We start from the raw sequence: 21,460 nt of genomic DNA, 5'->3' as shown, positions 1-21,460 counted from the left end.
GCGCCTTCGCCACTGCGGTGGAAGCAACGGCACCTTCTTGCGCCTTGCGGCACCTGCGCGCGCGCCCTGAAAGCGGCGCCGCCATTGTCTTTGTGCCGCCACCAAAGACTTTGTTTGCGCTTTCGGTGCAAACCTGTGCCTTCCCCCCTCTTTTGGGACTCGTCCGATGGCCGCGCTCAGCCGCGCTTCCTAGAGTGCCCGATCCCCCCGACCGCTTGATCGAACAGCGTGCATCCCCACGCGCCGACGCGGTTCCATTTCCAGTCCAGAGAACAGCAATCACATCCATGGCTTCCCAGCAAACGAACGTCGTTGCCGACGACAAGAACACCAGTGCGGCAGCAAGTGCCGGCGCGTCGACCTTCGCCGTGCAGCCTCCCGCAATGGGCGACGTCTTCGATAACGCAGGCGACATCCTGGGCACCCTCGTGGCAGGTGCCATCAGCGATGACCGCCAGCCCGACTTCCACGGCCAGGGCACGCCCGGCGACACCATCCTCATCAAGGACAACGGCATCGACATCGGCAGGACCACCGTGGGCACCGACGGCCAATGGAGCTTCACGCCTTCGTCCGACTTGGCGGAAGGCCTTCATGCCATCACGCTCGTCGCGCGCGACACGGCCGGCAACGAGAGCCTGCCGTCGGCGGCGTTCAACTTCGAGATCGACGTCACCCCGCCCGACGCCAGCCAGCTGTCCATCACCGGCATCCTGGACGCCGTGGGCGGCATCACGGGCAACGTGATCGCGGGCGGCACCACCGACGACGCACGGCCGCTGATCAGCGGTGCCAGCTCGGGCGTGCCCGGCCACACGGTCATCGTGACGATCCGGGACGCCAACGGCCAGCGCGAACTGGGCCATGCCGTGATTGGCGAGAACGGCAACTGGACGCTGCAGGTCGACACGCCCCTGGCGGCAGGCATGAACATGTTCCGGGTCTTCGAGCGGGACGCGGCCGGCAACGAGACCGCACTGACCGCACCGTACCGCGTGACCGTCGACACCAGCAGCATCGCCGCACCCGTCATCCAGAGCGTGCAGGACGACGTGGGCACGACGGAAATGCTGCAGCAAGGCGCGGTGACCAACGACACCCGGCCCACCTTCGCGGGCACGGCGCAGGCCGGCGCCACCGTCAAGTTCTACGACGGCGCCATCCAGATCGGCGAGGTCGTAGCCGACGCCAGCGGCAAGTGGCATTTCACACCCGAAGCCAGTCTGGCCGACGGCGCGCACACCGTCACCGCGACGGCCACCAACCTGCTGGGCCAGACCAGCGATGCCAGCGCTGCCTGGAACTTCACGGTCGATACCGTGGCGCCAGCGGCACCGACCATCGTCTCGGTGGCTGACGACGTGGGCAGCACCGTGACCGCCGACATGGCGGCCGGCACCCTGACCGACGACGCCAGGCCCGGCTTCAAGGGCAAGGCCGAAGCCAACAGCACCGTGGTCATCTACGACAAGGGCGTGGAGATCGACCGCGTGCAAGCCAACGCCTCGGGCGACTGGGCCTACACCCCGGCCACGCCGCTGGCCGATGGCACACACAGCATCACCGTGGCCGCGATCGATGTTGCGGGCAACGTCAGCGCGCAGTCCGCGGCCTTCGGCTTCACCGTGGACACGGTGGCGCCGGGCGTGCCGACCCTCGTGTCGGTGACCGACGACGTGGCCCCGCAGATCGGCAACGTGGCCAAAGGCGGCTTCACCAACGACACCCGGCCCACGCTGGCCGGCAAGGCCGAAGCGGGCAGCACCGTGGTCATCTACGACAAGGGCGTGAAGCTCGATACGGTGCTGGCCGATGCCTCGGGCAACTGGAGCTACACGCCGGCCGCGGCGCTGAGCGAGGGTGCACACAGCATCACCGTGGCGGCCATGGACAAGGCCGGCAACACCAGCGCGCAATCTGCCGCCGTCGGCTTCACCGTGGACACGGTGGCGCCGAACGCCGTGCCGGTCATCGTGTCGGTGACCGACGACGTGGGTCCCGTGACGGGCAATCTGGGCAACGGCGCGACCACCGACGACACCCGGCCCGCCTTCGCCGGCACGGCAACCGCGAACGCCACCGTGGTCATCTTCGACAAGGGCGTGGAGATCGCCCGGGTGAAGGCCGATGCCTTGGGCAAGTGGGCATACACGCCGGCCACGGCGTTCAGCGAAGGCGCACACAGCGTCGCTGTCGCACACACCGACGGTGCAGGGAACATCGGTGCGAAGTCGCCGGCATTCGCCTTGACCGTGGCCACGGCCGCGCCGACAGTGCCGACCCTTGTGTCTGTGACCGACGACGTGGCCCCGCAGATCGGCAATGTGGCCAAGGACGGCTTCACCAACGACACCCGCCCCGCGCTGGCCGGCAAGGCCGACGCGGGCAGCACCGTGACGATCTACGACAAGGGCGTGAAGCTGGACTCGGTGCTGGCCGATGCCTCGGGCAACTGGAGCTACACACCGGCCACGGCGCTGGCCCAGGGCGTGCACACCATCACCGTGGCGGCGACGAACCAGGCGGGCATCACCAGCGCACCGTCTGCCGCCTTCGGCTTCACCGTGGACTCGGTGGCGCCGACCGTCCCCACCCTCGTGTCGGTGACCGACGACGTGGCCCCGCAGATCGGCAACGTGGTCAAGGACGGCTTCACCAACGACACACGGCCCACGCTCGCCGGCAAGGCCGAGGCCGGCAGCACCGTGACGATCTACGACAAGGGCGTGAAGCTGGGCACCGCGCTGGCCGATGCCTCGGGCAACTGGAGCTACACGCCCACAACCGCACTGAGCCAGGGTGTGCACAGCATCACCGTGGCCGCGACGGACAAGGCGGACAACACCAGCGCGTCGTCGGATGCGTTCGCCTTCACCGTGGACACGACGGCGCCCACGCAGATCGCCACCCTCACCGACATGGGCAAGGACAGCGGCACGAGCGCCAGCGACTTCCTGACCAACGACGGCAGCGCCGGGCGCCTCCTGCGCGGCACGCTGTCGGCGCCGCTGGCCGCCGGCGACACCCTGCAGGTGTCGACCGACGGCGGCACCACCTGGAAGCCGGCCATCGTTGCAGGCAACAAGTGGAGCGCGCAGGACGACAACAGCCACGCCAGCAGCTGGACGGTGCAGACGCGCGTGACCGATGCGGCAGGCAACGTGGGCCCGGTGAACTCGCAAGCCATTGCGCTGGACACCACCGCACCCAACGCCCCGAACTCGATGTCGATCAGCGGCGCGCAGGCGACCGTGACGTTCGACAAGGCCAACGCCCAAGTCGGCGGCCAGATCAGCCTGACCAGCGGTGAGAAGCGCTACGACCACGTACTGACGGCGGCCGACGTGGCGGCCGGCCGCGTGGTCGTCAATGCGCCCTTCGCACTGGGAAGCCAGACCAACGTCGGCCTTGTGGACAAGGCCGGCAACGTGTCTGCCGAGTCCCTCCGGCAGTCGTCTTACCTGGAAAACTTCAACGCCATCACCGGCGCGATCAACTTGCCGACGGGCGCTTCCTACAAGCTCGGGAGCCTGACCTTCCAGAGCCTGTCCTCGAGCGGCGGCTCGGTCAACGGCTTGACATATCCGCAAGGTCTGTATTCCAGCAACTACACCCCCCACATGATCCAGAAGCCGTATTCGAACGCGCTCTGGATCGCAGGCAGCATGCGGGTGTCGCTGGACAGCAGCCTGAGCCTGAGTGCCAACAAACTCAGCTTCTACATGGGGGACAACAACAACTACGCCTCCATCCGCCTGTACGCCAACGACGGCAGCCTGCTGCACAGCGCCACCATCTCGCCCCTGAGCGGCACCGTGACCATCGACGTCTCGACGAGCGGAAAGTCGTTCTCCAGGTTTGAGATCACCACCTACCACAACGCAGGACAAAGAGGCAACGACCAGCTGTGGATCGACAACATCGAGATCTCCAGCAGCGCCAAGGTCTCCTCGAGCGGCGTGTTCACGCTCGCGCCCGACACCGCGGCCGTGCTGCATGGCGATGCGGGCAACAACGTCTTCCTCGTGGGCGCCGTGGCCGATTTCAATGACTCGGGCATCGCCGGCAAGGGCGGCCTCGACACCCTGAAGCTGACCGGCACCGGCCAGACACTCGACCTGACCGCCCTCGCGGGCAAGGTCAGCTCCATCGAAATCGTCGACCTCACCGGCACAGGCAACAACACGCTGAAGCTGTCGCTGACCGACGTGATGGAAAACGGCGCCAAGGACCAGTTCGTGGCCAACGGCCGCGTGCAGATGATGGTCAAGGGCAATGCCGGCGACAAGGTCACGCTGACCGACCTGCTGCCCGATGGCACCGACCCGGGCGACTGGATCAAGAAAGCCAACGTCACGGTGTCGGGCGTGGTGTACGAGGTGTATCAACACTCGGGCTTCGGCGCGGAGCTGCTCGTGCAGCAGGGCGTGACGGTCACGCTGCAGAACAAGGCCGCCACGTTCAGCAGCATGGCCCTCGAGGTTGATGCGGATGTGCTCGATGTGCATTCGGGCTACGGCGCCGAAGTGCTCAGCCATGCCACGCAAGCCTTCACCGAAGGCGACGACACGCTCATCGCCAGGCTCGGCTTCGCAGACCGCTTGGGCGGCGGTGCCGGTAACGACACAATCACGCACATCGGCACAGGCGACGTGGCACACGGCGGCGCAGGTGACGACACGGTCCGCATCCACAGCGGCGACTTCGAGCGCATCGACGGCGGCCTGGGCATCGACACCCTGGTGATGGACGGCAAGGCCATGCGCATCGACCTGTCGGCCTTCGGCCTGAACGTTCAAGGCTTCGAGAAGTTCGACCTGGGCGCGGGCGGCAACACGCTGGCACTGAGCACGAGCGACGTGCTGGCCGGCGGCGTGCGCGACATGGTCACGGCCGATGGCAAGGTGCAGATGCTGGTGAACGGCGCCAACGGTGACGTCGATCTGCTCGGCGGCAGCGCCGGTGACAACGGCTGGACCAGCGGCGGCAACGCCATGGTCGGCGGCGTGACGTACAGCGTGTACACCAACCTCGCCGGCACAGCCGAGCTGCTGGTGGAAGACAAGGTGCACGTGACGATTCTGTAAGCCGCAACCAAAGCACACGGCGCAATCCACGCCGTGTGCAGCAACAACACCCCACGCGACAGCCGCCCCCGTGCAGCTGTCGCGTTTTTCTTTGGCTGGCCGAAAACCACCTGGCGCCGCCACAACCGGCCCCCTTGCACTTTCGGCGCCGGCCTATCCCCTTGCGAGCGATTTTCAGAATCGTCCGATGGCCTCGCGTGCCTGCGTTCTCTACAGTTTTCGGACCCCTCCCCGTCGGATCACCCAGCGTGCATTCGCTCGTCGATCCGGTCTTGTTTTCTCCCTCCAGAACATAGGAAATTCATGGACTCAGAGCACACGAACGTCGTTGTCGACGACGAAAAAAACATCCCGCACGCGGGCACTTTGGCGCTGCCAGAGCCCCCCGCGTTAAATGGCGCCCTCGACAACGCCGGCGACATTCAGACACCGATCACTTCGGGGGGCGTCACCGACGACCGCCAGCCCGAATTCCACGGCCAGGGCACGCCGGGCGACACCGTCTTCATCAAGGACAACGGCGAAGAGATCGGCGAGGTTTTGGTGGGAGCAGACGGCACCTGGCGCTTCACGCCGTCCACCGACCTGGACGACGGCCTGCACGCCATCACCCTCGTCGCGCAGTCGCCCGGCGGCGAGCCGAGCGAGCCCTCGCCCGCGTTCCACTTCGAGATCGACGTGACCCCGCCGGACGCCAGCCAGCTGTGTGTCACCGGCGTCATGGACAACGTGGGCGGCGTCATCGGCAACGTGAGTCCGGGCGAGAGCACCGACGACGCGCGCCCTCTGCTCAGCGGCATCAGCAACGGTGTACCCGGGCATACCGTCACCGTGATGGTTCGCGACAGCACCGGCACGCACGAGCTGGGCTTGGCCACCATCGGCGAGAACGGCGACTGGACCTTCCAGATCGACACGCCCCTGGCCGAAGGCGCCAACACCTTCATGCTCGTGGAGCGCGATGCCGCAGGCAACGAGACCGCGCCGACCGACCGCTACACCGTGGTGGTCAACACCGGCACGCCGAGCGCCCCCGTCATCGACAGCGTGTTCGACGACGTGGGTGCGCCGCACATGCTGCAACCCGGCGAGACCACCAACGACGCCAGGCCGACCCTCTCGGGCACCGCACAGGCCAACCACACCGTCAAGTTCTACGACGGCAGCACGTACCTGGGCGAGGTCCTGGCCGACGAGAACGGCAAGTGGCGCTTCACGCCCACAGCCAATCTGGCCGACGGTGCGCACGGCATCACCGCCACGTCCACCAGCCCGCTGGGCCAGACCGGCGACGCCAGCGCCCCCTGGAACTTCGCGGTCGACACCGTGGCCGTGAGCGCCAAGACCGTGCTCGACCTGGCAACCGAAAGCGACAACGGCATCAGTTCGAGCGACAACATCACCGGCGTGGTCAACCCGATCGTCAAGGGTGCGGTGACGGGCCTGAACGCAGCGGACGCGGCGGAAGTCGCGGCCGGCAAGGTCACGGCCACCCTGTTCGACGACACCAACAACAACGGCATCCTGGATGCAGGCGAAACGGTGTTCGGCAACGGCATCCGGCTCACGGCCAGCGGTGGCACTGCAAACTTCAGCTACACCCTGCCGCTGATGAAGGACGGCACGTACCGGCTGAAGGCAGTGCTGGTCGACGCGGCGGGCAACCAGTCGGCCGCCGGCCTGCTGGACGACAGCGCCGCGGCGAAGCTGGTGATCGACCACAACACGCCGACGACGGGGACCGGCACGGTGGCGTACGGCGGCCTGGGCTGGGACATGGTCAGCGCGGGCGACTTCAACGGCGACGGCTTCGAGGACTTTCTGGTGTCCGCGCCTTACACGCAATACGGCCACACGCCGTGGGGCCTGTCGAACGCGTACTTGCTGTATGGCGGCGTGAACGGCCTGCCGCAGTTGGCCGACATGTCGGCGTTGACCAGCACACAGGGCATCAAGTTCTCGCTGACGGGGATCGGTGCCGACATCGGAAAGATCGGCATCAACCTGAACGGCCTGGGCGACATCAACGGCGACGGCTATGCCGACATCGTGATTGCCGGCCACCTGGAAGACGGCGGCTATGTGATCTTCGGGCGCCCCACGGGCGACGCATCGATCAACCTGTCGAGCATGTGGAGCCAACCGACGACGGACGGCTTCCGCGTGGGCTGGGGCAGCGGCTGGACCGCGGATGCCGTCGCTGGCGGTGACGTCAACGGCGATGGCTATGCGGACTTCATCGTGACCGACTCCGCCTCGAACCGGGTCTACGTTCTCTACGGTCACGACGGCATGGCGGACTCGTCCGCCTGGCAGAACCTGCGGTTGGGCGTGGACGGCCTGTACGACAACGTCACCGGCAAGAAGCTGCCCGACAGCGCCTACACCGTGATCAACAACGTGGGCGCCGACCAGGGCACCAGCTTCGGCGACCACCTGAACAGGGTCGGCGACGTGAACGGCGACGGCTACGACGACTACGTGATCACCTACCCGGACGCGAACGCTGCCGACGGAACCGTGGATGCCGGTGCCGCCTACCTCGTGTTCGGCAAGGCCGGCAGCCAGCCGACCCTGCTGTCTATCAAGGACATCGCCAACTTCGGCATCAAGATCAGCGGCACCGAGTTTGGCGAAATGCTCGGCGACATCATTCACGACCACGGTGACAACGCGCACGGCGATGCGTTCTTCGGCTCGAGCAACACCATTGCTTCCATCGGCGACCTCAACGGCGACGGCATCGGCGACTTCGTCATCGGCTCGCCGCTGTGGGGCGACAACCAGACCGCCAACGGCTTTGCGCCCGGGCGTGCCTACGTGGTCTTCGGCAAGCAGGGCGGATGGAACGACTTCAGCCTGAAGAGCCTCGACGGCGGCAACGGCTTCACGCTCTCCGCGAGCCAGACGGGCGTCGATGCCCTGCTGGGCAACGGCGTGCGCGGTGCGGGCGACGTCAACGGCGACGGGTATGACGACTTCCTGATCGGCGCCCCCAATGCGGACGGTGGCGGCAAGACCGACAACGGCGCGGTGTACCTCGTGTACGGCAAGGCAGGCGGCACCTTCAGCGCCCACATGGACCTGGACGCGATGGTCGCCGCGGGCGATGCGAAGAAATGGATGGGCACGAACAGCCAGGACTTCATGGGCACCAACAGCGCCATCGGCGACTGGAACGGCGACGGCCTGCACGACATCGCGATCTCGGCCTGGGAAAGCGATCAGGGCGCCATTGACGGCGGCGGCTATCAGGTCTACTGGGGCGACGCGAACCACCTGACCCAGGGGTTCAGCGTGAACGACGACACCCTCGCGGCCCGACTCGGTTTCGCCGACCGGCTCAGCGGCGGTGCCGGCAACGACACCATCACCCAAGTGGGCACCGATGACGTCGCCTACGGCGGCGCGGGCCACGACACCATCGCCATCGCCAGCGGGGACTTCTCGCGCGTCGACGGCGGCCTGGGCATCGACACGCTGGTGATGGACGGCAAGGCCATGCACATCGACCTGTCGGCCTTCGGCCTGAAGGTGCAGGGCTTCGAGAAGTTCGATCTCGGGTCCGGCGACAACACCCTTTCCTTGCGCGCGAGCGATGTGCTGGCCGGCGGCGTGCGCGACATGGTCACGGCCGATGGCAAGGTGCAGATGCTGGTCAACGGCGCCAACGGTGACGTCGATCTGCTCGGCGGCAGCGATGGCTGGACCCAAGGCGGCAACACCACGGTGGGGGATGTGACGTACAGCGTCTACACCAACCTCGCAGGAACCGCCGAGCTGCTGGTCGAGGACAAGGTCCACGTGACGATCATGTAAGCCAAGCCACCGGCGCGACCCGCGCCGTGTGCAACGCAAAACGCGACAACCGCCCCGTGCGACTGTCGCGTTTTTCTTTGGTGGCTTGCCTGCGCTTTCGTCAGCCCGCAGCAGTCACCGCAGGCCCGAACCCATGCCCCTTCCCCGCCTGCTCGCAAGGCACCCGCTCCACCTGCACCGTCGAATGGTGAATGTCGAAGCGCTCCGCCAGCAGCGCACGCAACCGCAGCATCAGCGCCGCGAGGTCGCCCACCTCGGGCGTGCACACCACATGCACGCTCAGGCTCACCTTGGCGCTGGACAGTGCCCACACATGCAGGTCGTGCAGGCTGGCAACGCCCTCCTCGGCCTTCAGCGCACGCTCGACTTCGGGCAGGTCGACCTCGTCGGGCACGCCTTCGAGCAGCACGTTGAGGCTTTCGCGCAGCAGGCGCCAGGTGCGCGGCAGCACCCACAGGCCGATGGCGACGGCGATCACCGAATCGACCCAGGCCCAGCCGGTGAAACGGATGACGAGCGCGCCGACGATCACGCCGACGGAGCCGAGCATGTCGGCCCACACCTCCAGGTACGCGCCCTTCACGTTGAGGCTCTTGTCCTTGCCGCTGGCCAGCAGGCGCATGCCGATGAGGTTGACGACCAGGCCGCCCACCGCCACCCACAGCATCGTCATCGACTGGATCTCGGCCGGCTGCGAGATGCGCCGGTACGCCTCGTAGAGCACATAGATCGCCACGAAGAACAGCAGCACCGCATTGACCACGGCCGCCAGGATCTCGAAGCGGTGGTAGCCGAAGGTGCGCCGCTTGTCCGCCGGTCGCTTGCCGAGCCAGATGGCGGCCAGCGAGATGGCCAGCGCCACGGTGTCGGTGGCCATGTGGGCCGCGTCGGACAGCAGCGCGAGGCTGCCCGACACCAGCCCGCCGATCACCTCGGCGACGAGGTAGGTCGAGGTCAGCAGCAGCGCCCAGCGCAGCGCCTTTTCATTGCCACCTACGCCATGTGAATGCTCATGGGCCATGGAAACCTCGCAGTGCGGGATCGAGCGGCGCGCCGTGTTGCTGCTCCGCGTTGGCATCCTGCACCTCGTCTTCATCGCGCCGGTGCGCGATGCGGTACAGCAGTGGCAACACCAGCAGCGTCAGCGCGGTCGACGACAGGATACCGCCGATGACCACGGTGGCCAGCGGGCGCTGCACCTCGGCGCCCGTGCCGGTGGCGATGGCCATGGGCACGAAGCCCAGCGAGGCCACCAGCGCGGTCATGAGCACCGGGCGCAGCCGCGTGAGCGCGCCTTCGCGAATGGCCTCGTCCAGCGGCAGGCCGCCTTCGCGCAGGTTGCGGATGAAGGAGATCATCACCAGCCCGTTGAGCACGGCCACGCCCGACAGCGCAATGAAGCCCACGGCCGCCGAGATCGACAGCGGAATGCCGCGCATCCACAGCGCCACGATGCCGCCCGTGAGCGCAAACGGAATGCCGGTGAACACCAGCAGGCCGTCCTTCAGGTTGCCGAACATCGCGAACAGCAGCGTGAACACCAGCAGCAGCGACACCGGCACCACCACCTGCAGGCGCTGCGTGGCCGAGGCCAGGTTTTCGTACTGGCCGCCCCACACGGTCCAGTAGCCCGGCGGAATGCGCACGGCGCGCATGGCCTCTTCGGCCTCGGTCACGAAGGAGCCGAGGTCGCGCCCGCGCACATTGGCGCTGACGACGATGCGGCGCTTGCCGTCTTCGCGGCTGACCTGGTTGGGGCCGGGCGCGAGGTCGAGCGTGGCCACTTCGCCCAATGGGATGAAGCTGGTGCGCAGGCCCTCGCCGCCCGCGCCCCCCGCGCCCTTCGGCAGCGCGATCGGCAGCCGGCGAATGGCTTCCAGGTCGGTGCGCAGGGTCTCGGGCAGCCGCACGATGATGTCGAAGCGGCGGTCGCCGTCGAACAGCGTGCCGGCTTCGCGCCCGCCCACGGCGGTGGAAATGGCGTCCTGCACATCGCCCACGTTGAGGCCGTAGCGTGCGGTCTTCTGGCGGTCGATGTTCACGGTGAGCATCGGCAGGCCGGTGGTCTGCTCCACCTTCACCTCGGCGGCGCCGGGCACCTTGCCCAGCGCAGCCGACACCTGGGCGGCCGTCTGGTTGAGCACGTCCATGTCGTCGCCGAAGATCTTCACGGCCACGTCGCTGCGCACGCCCGAGATCAGCTCGTTGAAGCGCAGCTGGATGGGCTGCGAGAACTCGTAGTTGTTGCCCGGCAGCTTCTCGACCTCTTCCTGCACGGCAGCCAGCAGTTCATCGCGCGTACGTTTGGGCTTGGGCCACTCGCTCTCGGGCTTGAGCATGATGTAGCCGTCGGAGATGTTCGGCGGCATCGGGTCGGACGCGATCTCGGCCGTGCCGGTGCGCGCGAACACGCGCTCGATCTCGGGGAACTTGTCTTTCAGCGTGCGCTCGAGCTGCTTCTGCATCTCGACCGACTGCGTGAGGCTGGTGCCCGGAATGCGCAGCGCCTGGATCGCGAAGTCGCCCTCGCTCAGGCTGGGCACGAACTCGGTGCCCAGGCGCGTGGCCAGCAGGCCCGACAGCACCACCGCCACCACGGCCGTGGTGATGACCAGCGGCTTGGCATTCATCGCACGCGACAGCAGCGGCGCGTAGCCGCGCTTGGCCCACAGCATGAGGCGGTTTTCCTTCTCGGCGACCTTGTTGCCGATGAACAGCGCCACGGCGGCCGGGATGAAGGTGATCGACAGGATCATTGCGCCCAGCAGCGCAATCACCACGGTGAAGGCCATCGGGTGGAACAGCTTGCCCTCGACGCCGGTGAGCGCAAAGATCGGCAGGTACACGATCATGATGATCAGCTGGCCGAACAGCAGCGGCCGGCGCGCCTCCTGCGAGGCCGCGAACACTTCATGGAAACGCTCGTTGCGCGTGAGCGCCCTGCCGTGTTTCTCCTGCGCATGTGCGAGGCGCCGCACGCAGTTCTCCACGATCACCACGGCGCCGTCGATGATGATGCCGAAGTCGAGCGCGCCCAGGCTCATGAGGTTGGCGCTGACCTTCTGGTTCACCATGCCGGTGAAGGTGAAGAGCATCGACAGCGGGATCACCGTCGCGGTGATGATGGCCGCGCGGATGTTGCCCAGGAACAGGAACAGGATGGCTACCACCAGCACCGCGCCCTCGAAGAGGTTCTTCTTCACGGTGGCGATGGCCTTGTCGACCAGCACGGTGCGGTCGTACACCGTCACGGCCTTCACGCCCGCGGGCAGCGTGCGGTTGATCTCCTGCATCTTCTTGTCGACCGCCTGCGAGACGGTGCGGCTGTTCTCGCCGATGAGCATGAACACCGTGCCCAGCACGACCTCGCGGCCGTTGTCGGTGGCGGCGCCGGTGCGCAGCTCCTGGCCGATGCCGACCTCGGCCACGTCGGACACGCGCAGCGGAATGCCGCCGGCGTTGCCCAAAATCACGTTGCCGATGTCTTCCACCGACTTCACCTGCCCCGGTGCGCGAATGAGGTACTGCTCGCCGCGCTTCTCGATGTAGCCCGCGCCCACGTTGGCGTTGTTGCGCTCCAGCGCGGTGACCAGGTCGGTCATGGTGAGGCCGTGCGCCAGCAGCTTCGCGGGGTCGGGTGCGATCTGGAACTCCTTGGCGTAGCCGCCGATGGAGTTGATCTCGGTCACGCCCGGCACGTTGCGCAGCTGCGGCTTGATGATCCAGTCTTGAATCTCTCGCAGGTCGGTCGGCGTGTAGGGCTTGCCGTCGGCCTTCTTCGCGCCCTCTTCCGTCTCGACGGTCCACAGGTAGATCTCGCCCAGGCCGGTGGAGATGGGCCCGATCACCGGCGACACGCCGGGCGGCATGCTCTCGCGCGCCGACTGGATGCGTTCGTTGACGAGCTGCCGCGCAAAGTAGATGTCGGTGCCGTCCTTGAAGATCACCGTGACCTGCGACAGGCCGTAGCGCGACAGCGAGCGCGTCTGCTGCAGGCCCGGCAGGCCGGCCATGACGGTTTCGATGGGGTACGTAACACGCTGCTCGGCTTCGAGCGGCGAGTAGCCGGGCGCGGACGTGTTGATCTGCACCTGCACGTTGGTGATGTCGGGCACGGCGTCGATCGGCAGCTTCTGGTAGCTGAAGACGCCGAGCGCCGCCATGCCGAGCACGGCGAGCAGGATGAGCCAGCGCTGCTCAATGGAGAAACGGATGATGCGTTCGAACATGGGGCGACGTCCTCAGTGGGTGTGCGTGGCAGAGCTCTTGCCCTGCTGCGACTTCACGACGAAGCTGCCGCTGGCCGCATAGGCCGCGCCGGGCTTCAGTCCGCCCACGATCTCGATGCGCTGGCCGTCGCTGCGGCCGGTCTTCACGTGCTGCGGCAGGAAGCCGCCGGGCACGCGCAGAAACACGGTGGGCTGGTCGTCCACGGTCTGCACCGCTTCGGCCGACACGGTGACGGGTGCATCGGCCTCCGACGCCACCAGCTCCACGTTCACGAACAGGCCCGGGCGCCAGGTGCGCTGCGGGTTGGTGAGCGTGACGCGCGCGGTGGCGGTGCGCGTCTGCGCCCCCAACAGCGAGCCCACATACGACACGGTGCCGCGCGCGGCCTGCTCGAAGGAACCCGCGCGGATGGTCACGGCCTCGCCGACGCGCACCAGGTTCAGGCTGCTGGCGGGCACGCTGATCTCGGCCCACACGGTCGACAGATCGGAAATGGTGAACACGTTGACCGCCTCGCCCACCGATTCGCCGAGCGAGATGTGCTTTTCGACCACCATGCCGTCGAAGGGTGCGCGCAGCTCGTAGCGGCCCAGTGCCGACGAGCCAGGCGTGGCGCCCAGCGCCAGCAGCTTCTGGTTGGCGTTGGCGACGGCGATCTGCGCCTCCTGCATGGCCTGTTCGGCCTGCAGGTAGTCCTGCTGCGGGGAGATCTTTTCTTCCCACAGTTTCTTCTCGCGGTCGTGGGTGGTGCGCGCCAGCGCCAGCCGGCGCTGCGCGGTCTGCAGTTCGCTGCGCTGCTCCGAGAGCGCGGGGCTGGAGATCACGGCCAGCACCTGGCCGCGCTTGACTTCCTGGCCCAGGTTGGCCGACACGCTGTCGACCACGCCCGCCACACGCGGCACCACGTGGGCCGTGCGGTCTTCGTTGAACTTGATCTCGCCGGGCAGCTGCAGCGAGGTCTTGATGCGCGCCGGGCCGACGCTGTCGATCGCGATGCCGGCGGCCTTGACCTGTTCGTCGGTGAAGGGGATCTTTTCTTCGTCTTCCTTGTGGGCGTTGGCGGCGGCCTTCTGCGGCTCTGCCGATGCGGGCGTTTCCTTGCCAGCATCCTTGCCTGCTTCCTTGCCGGCGTCCTTGCCCTCTTCCGCGTGGTGTTCCTTGTCACCATGGCCTTCGTCGTGCGAATGGCCGTGGTCGTCTTCCTTGCCCTTGGCGTGGCCCTTGTCTTCCTCGTGGTGCTCGCCGTCGGCATGGCCGGCGGACTCCGAGTGGCCGTCCCCCGCGGGCTTGGACGGCGCGGTGCGCAGGATGAGCGCGCCGGCGATGAGGCCGGCGAGCAGCACGGCGGCAATGGCGATCCACTGCTTGCGGCCGGAGGAAGGGGTGCGGTTGTGTGGTGTGGTCATGGTCGGAATTCGGTTCAGGTTGTGGCGTCAGCGCACGTTCGCGGAGGGGTCGTCGCCCTCGGTGCCCAGCAGGCGGTCGAGTTCGCCGGCCGCGCGGTGCGCGTCGGCCAGCGCGACGAGGTACTGGTTGCGCACCTGGAACAGCGTGCGCTGCGCGTCGAGCGCCTCGAGAAAGCTGAACTTGCCCAGCTCGAAGCCCTTGGTGGCGGCGCGGTAGGCGGTCTCGGCGCCGGGCAGTGCGTCGCGCTGCAGCGTCTCGGCGGTGGCGCGCGCGGAGCGCAGGCGCTCGCTGGCCTGCGCCACGTCGGCGCCCAGTTGCAGCTCGGCGGCGGCGAGCTCGTCGCGCGCCTTGTCTTCGCGGCTCAGTGCCTCGGTGATGTTGCCGCGGTTGGTGTCGAAGATCGGCAGCGGCACCGACAGGCCCACCACCACCTGGTTGCGACGGCTGCTGCTCACGGCATCGCCCTCGCCTTCCGACGCGGGCACGCGCTTCACGCCGAGCGACACGGTCACATCGGGAATGCGCCGGGCCTGCTCCAGTTCGCTCAGCGCGCGGCGGCGCTCGACCTCGAGCCGGGCCTGGCGCAGCACGGGCGCATCAGGCAGGCGGCGCGCCACCTCGGGCGCGGCAGCTTGCGCGGGCAGCTGGTCGACCGCGCCTTCCACCTGCGTGAAGCGCGGCGCCGGGTTGCCCCACAGCGCGGCCAGCAGCTGGCGCGACGCGCGCAGCGTGCCTTCGGCCTGCAGCAGTTCGACGCGGATGCCGGCCTCGGCCACGCGCGCCTTGGTTTCTTCGAGCGGAGACACCTTGCCGGCCGCCACGCGGTTGGCCGCGGCGCGGGTGGCGATCTGCGCGAGCCCCACCGAGTCTTGTGCCAGCCGCAGGCGCTCCTGCGCGGTCAGCACGTCGAAGAAGGCGGTGACGGCCGACGCACGCAGTTCGGCGCGCCGCGCCGACAGCGCCGACGCCGCCTGGTCGCGCGCACGCTCGGCCGCCGTCACGCGCGCGGCGCGCTTGCCGCCGAGCTCGATGGGCTGGCTCAGCTGCAGCGTGGTCGTGCGGTTGTTGCGGCGCACGTCCTCCAGCTGCGTGTCGAGCGTGGGGTTGGGCCAGGCACCGGCCTGCACCACGGCGCCATCGGCGGCGGCCTGCTCATGGCGCGCGGCCGACAGGCCCGGGTTGGCCTGCAGCGCCAGCGCGACGGCGGCGCGCAGCGTCAGCGGGCCTTCGGGCTCCAGCGTGCGGGCGGATGCCGACAGGGACGACGAGGGACCGGCCGCGTTCTGTGGGGTCTGCGGTGCGACCTGCTGTGAAAAGGCCGGGGGTACCGCCAAGGCCAACACGGCCAGCGGCACGAAAAGCGTGCGCATCGAATTCTCCTGGGTTGCAAAACAACGGACGGACGAATTCGGCGAGAAGCGCTCAGCTGATGGTTGAAATCAGAAAAGAGAAAAGGTGCGGTGCTCTCGCCGAATCAGGCGGCGAGAAGCCAGTCGGGGCGCACCGGCACTTCGGCGATGTGCGAGGCGAAGCGTTCGGTGGAAGCGGCGCGCAGCGTCTGCGTGGCGACGGGCGCTTCGGCCGGCAGCGCGGTGGCGGTGTCCGCATGCTGGGCCTGCCCGAAGTGGGCGACGATGCAATGGCCGACCGCCGCGTTGGGCTGGCGGGTGCTGTCTTTCTTGGCGCCGTCGCCCGCATGGGTGCGATCGGTGCCGCGCGGCTCGTCCTCGTGGTGGCCCCAGTGGCCGCCCCGCGTATCGCCTTCGTGCAGGCAATAGGCTGCCGATGCCGCCCAGCTGTACTGGAAAGGCAAGAGGAACAGCAGGAAAATCAAAAGCCAGCGGCGCATGTTTGACAAAAGTATATCGACGGCGCGTGATGCGCTGAGCGACAAAAGCCCTGCGAACCGAGGGCCCGGCGCACTGTACGACGCCATGTCGGCGCTTTGTCTTTCAATAGGATTACTAAATCGTAACCAGCCTCCCGAGAGGCATTGGGTACGATCCGTACCATGCGAATTCTTGTCATCGAAGACGAACCCAAACTGGGCGACTACCTCAAAAAAGGGCTGGAGGAGAACGGCTACGTCGTCGACATTGCCCGCGATGGCATCGAAGGCCGCTACCTCGCCACCGAAGGCGAATACGCGCTGGTGCTGCTCGACGTGATGCTCCCCGGCATCGACGGCTTTGCCGTGCTGCAAGCCATTCGCCGCACGAAGAACGTGCCCGTGCTGGTGCTCACCGCGCGCGACAAGGTCGAAGACCGCGTGCAGGGCCTGCAGCAAGGCGCCGACGACTACCTGGTGAAGCCTTTCTCTTTCTCGGAGCTGCTGGCGCGCGTGCAGGCGCTGCTGCGGCGCGGCAAGACGCAGGAGCCGACGGTGCTGCGCCTGGCCGACCTGGAGCTCGACCTCGTGAGCCGCAAGTGCGTGCGCAACCGTACGCGGCTGGACCTCACGGCCAAGGAGTTCACGCTGCTCGTGGTGCTGCTGCGCCGGCGCGGGCAGATCTTGTCGCGCTCCACGCTCGCCGAGCAGGTGTGGGACATGAACTTCGACAGCGACACCAACGTGGTCGAGGTGGCCATTCGCCGCCTGCGCAGCAAGATCGACGACCCCTTCGACGTGAAGCTGCTGCACACCGTTCGCGGCATGGGCTACGTGCTCGAGGATCGCTCCTGGGCATGAGCCCGAAGCCGCATTCGATCCAGAGCCGGCTCTCGTTCTGGTTCGCCGCACAGACGCTGTTCGGCCTGAGCATCGTCTGCCTGGCGATCTACTTCGTCACGGCCTGGAGCTTCGGCGCCAAGCAGCGCGATGCGCTCGACCAGAAGACGGTGCTCGTCGAGCACCTGCTGAAAGAGGCCGAGAAAGGCGGCGACCTGGTCTTTCTGCGGCACAAGCTCAACGACTTCTTCTCGATGCAGGACGACGTGACGCTGACGATTGCGAACGCGGGTCACGAACTCTTCCAGTCCGTGCCCCCGCCGCAGGGCCGCTGGCTGCGGCGAACCATCGTCGTGCCCTGGCAGAACGCCAACTTCCACACCAACCTGTCGGTGCAGGTCGGCGTGAACATCGCGCAAGACACCCGGCTGCTTGAACGACTCGCGTGGACGCTGCTGGGCGCCGTGGTGCTCGGCACGGCGCTGGTGTCGCTCACCGGCACGTGGCTGGTGCGGCGCGGGCTGCGGCCCTTGAAGGTGCTGGCCGAACGCACCGCGGCCATCACGCCCGACCATGTCCACCAGCCCATCGACCCCGGCGCCTTCGCGGAAGAGCTGCGCCCGTGGATCACGCAGTTCAACGCGCTGCTGGCGCGCGTGCAGCGCGCCTACGTGCAGCTGGAGTCGTTCAATGCCGACGTGGCGCACGAGCTGCGCACGCCGCTGGCCAACCTGCTCGGGTCCACCGAAGTCGCGCTGACGCGTCCGCGCAGCAACGAGGAACTGCAAGGCGTGCTGGCCTCCAACCTCGAGGAGATGGGGCGGCTCTCGGGCATCGTGACCGACATGCTGTTTCTCTCCAAAGCCGACCGCGGCACCTCGGCGCGCTCAAAGGCGCAGGTGAACCTGGCAGACCAGGCGCGCGACGTGATCGATTTCTACGACGCCATGCTCGACGAAGCCGGCCTGCGCGCCGAGGTGCATGGCGAGGCCGTGGCCGAGGCGGATGCGGGGTTGATCCGGCGTGCCCTGTTCAACCTCCTGGGCAACGCGATCCGTTTTGCCGAACCGGCTTCGACGGTGCGCATCGAGATTGCGGCGGGCCCTGGCGGCGAACACAACACCATCGCCGTGGTCAACCGCGGTGCGGCCATCGACCCCGAGGCATTGCCGCGCCTGTTCGAGCGCTTCTACCGCGCGGCCCAGGCGCGCGACGGCTCCACGCGCCACCATGGGCTGGGCCTGTCGATCGTCGAAGCGATCGCGCGCATGCATGGCGGCGAGGTGTTCGCGTCGAGCCAGAGCGGCGAGACGCGCATCGGGTTCAGCATGCGCCGCAACGGCTGAAGCGCGAGCTCAGGGCTCGGCGTGCGCCGTCTCGGCGGGCCGGGCCTTGCGGCCGATGCACAGCGTCATCAGCGGCCCGGTCATCGCGGTGGTGGCGAGCGCCATCACCAGCAGCATCGTGAACAGCTCGGGGCCGATCAGGCCGACGTCGAGGCCGATCTTCATGACGATGAGTTCCATCAGCCCGCGCGCGTTCATCAGCGAGCCGGTGGCCAGGCTGTCGCGCCAGCTGTAGCCCGCGATGCGCGCGCCCGCTGCGCCGCCCGCGATCTTGCCTACGGTGGCCACGCCCACGATCAGCAGCATCGCACCCAGGCTCGCGCCCGAGAACGCGTTGGCCGTGGTGCCCAGCCCCGCGAGCGCGAAGAACAGCGGCATCAGCACGACGATGGAGATGGGTTCGATACGCTCGCTCAACGAGCGCAGCAGGCGGTCGTCGCGCGGCAGGCAGGCGCCGAACAGGAAGGCGCCAAACACCGCATGCAGGTGCAGCCATTCGGTCAGCAGCGCGCACAGCAAGAGGCCAATCATGAGCGAGGCCATCAGCGTGGTCGACGGCTCGCCGTCGGGCGCCTTCACGCGCAGCAGCCACGCAAAGGCCGGCTTCAGCCCGAAGAACAGGAAGGCCAGCAGCACCACCACGCCGACCGAGGTCTTGAGCAGGCCGGCATAGCCCTCGCCCGCGCCGATGGTCGCGACCACGAAGGCCAGCAGGATCCACGCGAACACATCGACCACCGCCGCCGCGCTCAGCGAGAGCTGGCCGAAGGGCGTGCGCGTCATGCCGCGGTCTTTCAGGATGCGCGCCATCACCGGAAAGGCCGTGATCGACAGCGCCGCTGCCATGAACAGCGCAAAGGGCCAGAAGCCCACGCCGGCCGGCGCGAGCGTGGGGTGCAGCATCGGCGAGATCGCGATGCCCAGCACCACCGGCACCGCCACGCTCAGCACGCCCACCGCCCCGGCCGCCTTGAGTTGGGCGCGCATGTTGCGCGTGGCCCGCAGCTCCAGGCCGACGACGAACATGAACAACACGAGCCCCACCGTCGCCAGCGACGACAGCCCCTGCAGCGACTCCTTGGCGAACAGCTGCACATGCAGCGACGGAAACAAGGTGCCCATGACGGCCGGCCCGAGCATCAGCCCCGCCGCCATCTCGCCCACCACGCTCGGCTGCCCCACATGGCGCAGCACCCAGCCGCACAGGCGCGCGGTGGTGAGGATGACGACGAGTTGCAGCAGGAGGGTGGTGACGGACATGGGCGGGAAAACCGTGAGGGCGAAAGAACTCGCTCGATGTTAGTTCGACGCTCCGGGCTCGATCCACCGGTCGGCCCACTGGTTGAGCGGCGTCAGCCGCTTGACGAGCTCGCCGCCCGCCTCGGTGAGCACGTAGCCCGCATCGGACAGCGTGACGATGCCGGCCGCGCGCAGCTCCTTGAGCCGGTCGTTCAGCACCGAAGGCGACATCTGGTCGGCATGCTCGCGCAGCACGCGAAAACTCTGCGGCTGGCCATCGCGCAGCTCCCACAAAAGGCGCAGCGTGCCCTTGCGGCCCAGCTGCTCGAGTAGCCGCATGATGGGTCGGCGCGGGGCGGGGGCGGGGGCCTCGGTGTCGTCCATGTGTCTTCCTTGTCGAAGCGAGGCCTTGCGCTACGGATTTCGTAGCCATAGACTGCATTGGTCGCTACGCATTCCGTAGCGATTTCACCGCATTCTATGAAAGGAATCACCGTGCCTTCCACTGCCCTGCCCATCCCGACCCCGAGGATCGCGCCGCTCCAGCCGCCCTACCCCGATGCCATCGGCACGCTGCTCACGCGCATGACGCCGCCGCAGGCGCCCGAGGTGCTGTCGCTCTTCAAGGTGCTGGCCGTGAACCCCGCGCTGGCCGAGCGCACGCTCGACCTCGGCCGCTACCTGCTGGGCCGCCACGCCGCCATCGACCTGCGCGACCGCGAACTGGTCATCCTGCGGGTCTGCGCGCGCTGCGGCGCCGAGTACGAATGGGGCGTGCACTGGACCGGCTTTGCAGACGCCGCCGGATTGGGCGAAGCCGAGCGGCGCGCGACGGCGTCGATGGATGGCGACCTTGCACAGCTGGCGCCGAAAGACGCATTGCTGATCGCAATGGTCGACCAGCTGCACGACACCGGCACCATCGACGATGCGCTGTGGGAGGCGCTGAACGCGCACTGGAGCCACGCGCAACTCATCGAGCTGATGATGCTCGCGGGGTGGTACCACGCGGTGAGCTATGTGTGCAATGCGGCGCGGGTGCCGCTGGAGACGTGGGCGGCGCGCTGGTAGGCCCGAGTCCCTTGTGATGCATGCTAAAAGGCCCGCTCCGCACTGACCTTTCTTTCAGGAAATGCTCTCACACGACGACCTCCAGAAGCTTCAGGATTGGCAACCCATTGCTCCAGCGTGCGGGCGTGAGGGCGACTTCTACAACAGGGTCGTGGTTCCCCTGGTATCCCAACTCCAGGCGCTGCCTTGCTCTCAGGTTCTGACGTTCGCCAACGGCGGCCTCTCCACCTACGCAGCCGTATTCGTCCACGCTCGGTGCGGCGACAACGGAGAAGTCGAAGGCCTTCACGTCTGCATGAGCCTGCTGGGTCCTTTTGCCGCGATTGGGCGGCAAACCGCAGGCATCAGCAAAACTGATTTCTCCTATAGCGGACTGGAACCCGACGAACTCTTGGTTTCGGAGGACTCTGTATCGGAGTTTGAGCGCTCCGTCTTTTCACTCGTCGAGGCCGCAGGCTACGACGTGCTCTCTCCAGAGCAAGCGAAAAAGCAACTCCCTGAAGACATCACACCCTACGAGTATTGCCTCGGCAGGGAGCCTTGGGATCGCGTCTTTCACCTGCTCTTCTCCAACACGGACTGATTCGCTCCGC

At 67.5% G+C, this 21,460-nt stretch carries 14 protein-coding genes; 6 read left to right on the top strand and 8 right to left on the bottom strand.

Features of this window, described 5'->3' with window-relative positions; translation table 11 throughout:
- Positions 1-287 precede the first annotated feature (287 nt).
- Positions 288-5,087 carry an Ig-like domain-containing protein gene (locus CY658_RS08260; RefSeq protein ID WP_101489662.1) on the top strand — a complete coding sequence of 1,600 codons (4,800 nt, stop codon included), beginning with the start codon at positions 288-290 and terminating at the stop codon, positions 5,085-5,087.
- A gap of 303 nt (positions 5,088-5,390) precedes the next feature.
- Positions 5,391-8,906, top strand: a complete 3,516-nt coding sequence (locus CY658_RS08255; RefSeq protein WP_101489661.1) for an Ig-like domain-containing protein — start codon at positions 5,391-5,393, stop codon at positions 8,904-8,906.
- Between the two features lie 100 nt (positions 8,907-9,006).
- On the opposite strand, the gene CY658_RS08250 is transcribed toward CY658_RS08255, so the two are convergent.
- The 5 genes from CY658_RS08250 to CY658_RS08230 form a co-directional block, all read right to left on the bottom strand.
- Complete coding sequence (locus CY658_RS08250) at positions 9,007-9,927, bottom strand: cation diffusion facilitator family transporter (RefSeq protein ID WP_101489660.1); 921 nt, start codon at positions 9,925-9,927, stop codon at positions 9,007-9,009.
- On the bottom strand, positions 9,917-13,135 hold the full coding sequence (locus CY658_RS08245) for a CusA/CzcA family heavy metal efflux RND transporter (RefSeq protein WP_101489659.1): 3,219 nt from the start codon (positions 13,133-13,135) through the stop codon (positions 9,917-9,919). The genes CY658_RS08250 and CY658_RS08245 overlap by 11 nt, the downstream gene beginning before the upstream one ends.
- Before the next feature lie 12 nt (positions 13,136-13,147).
- Complete coding sequence (locus tag CY658_RS08240) at positions 13,148-14,542, bottom strand: efflux RND transporter periplasmic adaptor subunit (protein ID WP_101489658.1); 1,395 nt, start codon at positions 14,540-14,542, stop codon at positions 13,148-13,150.
- 27 nt (positions 14,543-14,569) lie between these two features.
- A complete protein-coding gene (locus CY658_RS08235; protein WP_101489657.1) occupies positions 14,570-15,913 on the bottom strand; it encodes a TolC family protein in 1,344 nt (447 codons plus the stop codon).
- Between the two features lie 104 nt (positions 15,914-16,017).
- A complete protein-coding gene (locus CY658_RS08230; RefSeq protein ID WP_101489656.1) occupies positions 16,018-16,392 on the bottom strand; it encodes a hypothetical protein in 375 nt (124 codons plus the stop codon).
- Positions 16,393-16,554: 162 nt separating this feature from the next.
- Between CY658_RS08230 and CY658_RS08225 the strand changes: the two genes are divergently transcribed.
- Both CY658_RS08225 and CY658_RS08220 read left to right on the top strand, forming a co-directional pair.
- Positions 16,555-17,232, top strand: coding sequence for a heavy metal response regulator transcription factor (locus CY658_RS08225; RefSeq protein WP_099791124.1), 678 nt, complete (start codon positions 16,555-16,557; stop codon positions 17,230-17,232).
- The gene (locus CY658_RS08220) at positions 17,229-18,557 is read left to right on the top strand and encodes a heavy metal sensor histidine kinase (RefSeq protein WP_101489655.1); all 1,329 of its coding nucleotides are present in this window, start codon (positions 17,229-17,231) and stop codon (positions 18,555-18,557) included. Before CY658_RS08225 ends, CY658_RS08220 begins: the two co-directional genes overlap by 4 nt.
- Positions 18,558-18,566: 9 nt before the next feature.
- Here CY658_RS08220 and CY658_RS08215 read toward each other — a convergent pair whose 3' ends face one another.
- Positions 18,567-19,817, bottom strand: coding sequence for a cation:proton antiporter (locus CY658_RS08215; RefSeq protein WP_101489654.1), 1,251 nt, complete (start codon positions 19,815-19,817; stop codon positions 18,567-18,569).
- Between the two features lie 39 nt (positions 19,818-19,856).
- Entirely contained in the window at positions 19,857-20,180 is a 324-nt protein-coding gene (locus CY658_RS08210; protein WP_101489653.1) for a winged helix-turn-helix transcriptional regulator, read from the bottom strand.
- A gap of 111 nt (positions 20,181-20,291) precedes the next feature.
- On the opposite strand from CY658_RS08210, the gene CY658_RS08205 reads away from it, so the two are divergent.
- Positions 20,292-20,867 carry a carboxymuconolactone decarboxylase family protein gene (locus tag CY658_RS08205; RefSeq protein ID WP_257884785.1) on the top strand — a complete coding sequence of 192 codons (576 nt, stop codon included), beginning with the start codon at positions 20,292-20,294 and terminating at the stop codon, positions 20,865-20,867.
- Between the two features lie 67 nt (positions 20,868-20,934).
- On the opposite strand, the gene CY658_RS32725 is transcribed toward CY658_RS08205, so the two are convergent.
- A complete protein-coding gene (locus CY658_RS32725) occupies positions 20,935-21,156 on the bottom strand; it encodes a hypothetical protein (protein WP_180838892.1) in 222 nt (73 codons plus the stop codon).
- A gap of 6 nt (positions 21,157-21,162) precedes the next feature.
- On the opposite strand from CY658_RS32725, the gene CY658_RS32720 reads away from it, so the two are divergent.
- Positions 21,163-21,450, top strand: a complete 288-nt coding sequence (locus CY658_RS32720; protein ID WP_180838891.1) for a hypothetical protein — start codon at positions 21,163-21,165, stop codon at positions 21,448-21,450.
- Positions 21,451-21,460: the final 10 nt, after the last annotated feature.

This window comes from Variovorax sp. RO1, assembly GCF_002849325.1.
In the GTDB taxonomy this organism is placed as follows: Bacteria; Pseudomonadota; Gammaproteobacteria; order Burkholderiales; family Burkholderiaceae_C; genus Variovorax.
This window is presented reverse-complemented; position numbering and strand designations above follow the sequence as displayed.

Excerpts from the sequence above, each read along its gene's own strand:
- CY658_RS08215 (WP_101489654.1), bottom strand. The coding sequence starts at position 19,817 with ATGTCCGTCACCACCCTCCTGCTGCAACTCGTCGTCATCCTCACCACC.
- CY658_RS32720 (WP_180838891.1), top strand. The coding sequence starts at position 21,163 with ATGAGCCTGCTGGGTCCTTTTGCCGCGATTGGGCGGCAAACCGCAGGC.
- CY658_RS08235 (WP_101489657.1), bottom strand. The coding sequence starts at position 15,913 with ATGCGCACGCTTTTCGTGCCGCTGGCCGTGTTGGCCTTGGCGGTACCC.
- CY658_RS08225 (WP_099791124.1), top strand. The coding sequence starts at position 16,555 with ATGCGAATTCTTGTCATCGAAGACGAACCCAAACTGGGCGACTACCTC.
- CY658_RS08240 (WP_101489658.1), bottom strand. The coding sequence starts at position 14,542 with ATGACCACACCACACAACCGCACCCCTTCCTCCGGCCGCAAGCAGTGG.
- CY658_RS08245 (WP_101489659.1), bottom strand. The coding sequence starts at position 13,135 with ATGTTCGAACGCATCATCCGTTTCTCCATTGAGCAGCGCTGGCTCATC.
- CY658_RS08210 (WP_101489653.1), bottom strand. The coding sequence starts at position 20,180 with ATGGACGACACCGAGGCCCCCGCCCCCGCCCCGCGCCGACCCATCATG.
- CY658_RS08255 (WP_101489661.1), top strand. The coding sequence starts at position 5,391 with ATGGACTCAGAGCACACGAACGTCGTTGTCGACGACGAAAAAAACATC.
- CY658_RS08260 (WP_101489662.1), top strand. The coding sequence starts at position 288 with ATGGCTTCCCAGCAAACGAACGTCGTTGCCGACGACAAGAACACCAGT.
- CY658_RS08230 (WP_101489656.1), bottom strand. The coding sequence starts at position 16,392 with ATGCGCCGCTGGCTTTTGATTTTCCTGCTGTTCCTCTTGCCTTTCCAG.
- CY658_RS08220 (WP_101489655.1), top strand. The coding sequence starts at position 17,229 with ATGAGCCCGAAGCCGCATTCGATCCAGAGCCGGCTCTCGTTCTGGTTC.
- CY658_RS08250 (WP_101489660.1), bottom strand. The coding sequence starts at position 9,927 with ATGGCCCATGAGCATTCACATGGCGTAGGTGGCAATGAAAAGGCGCTG.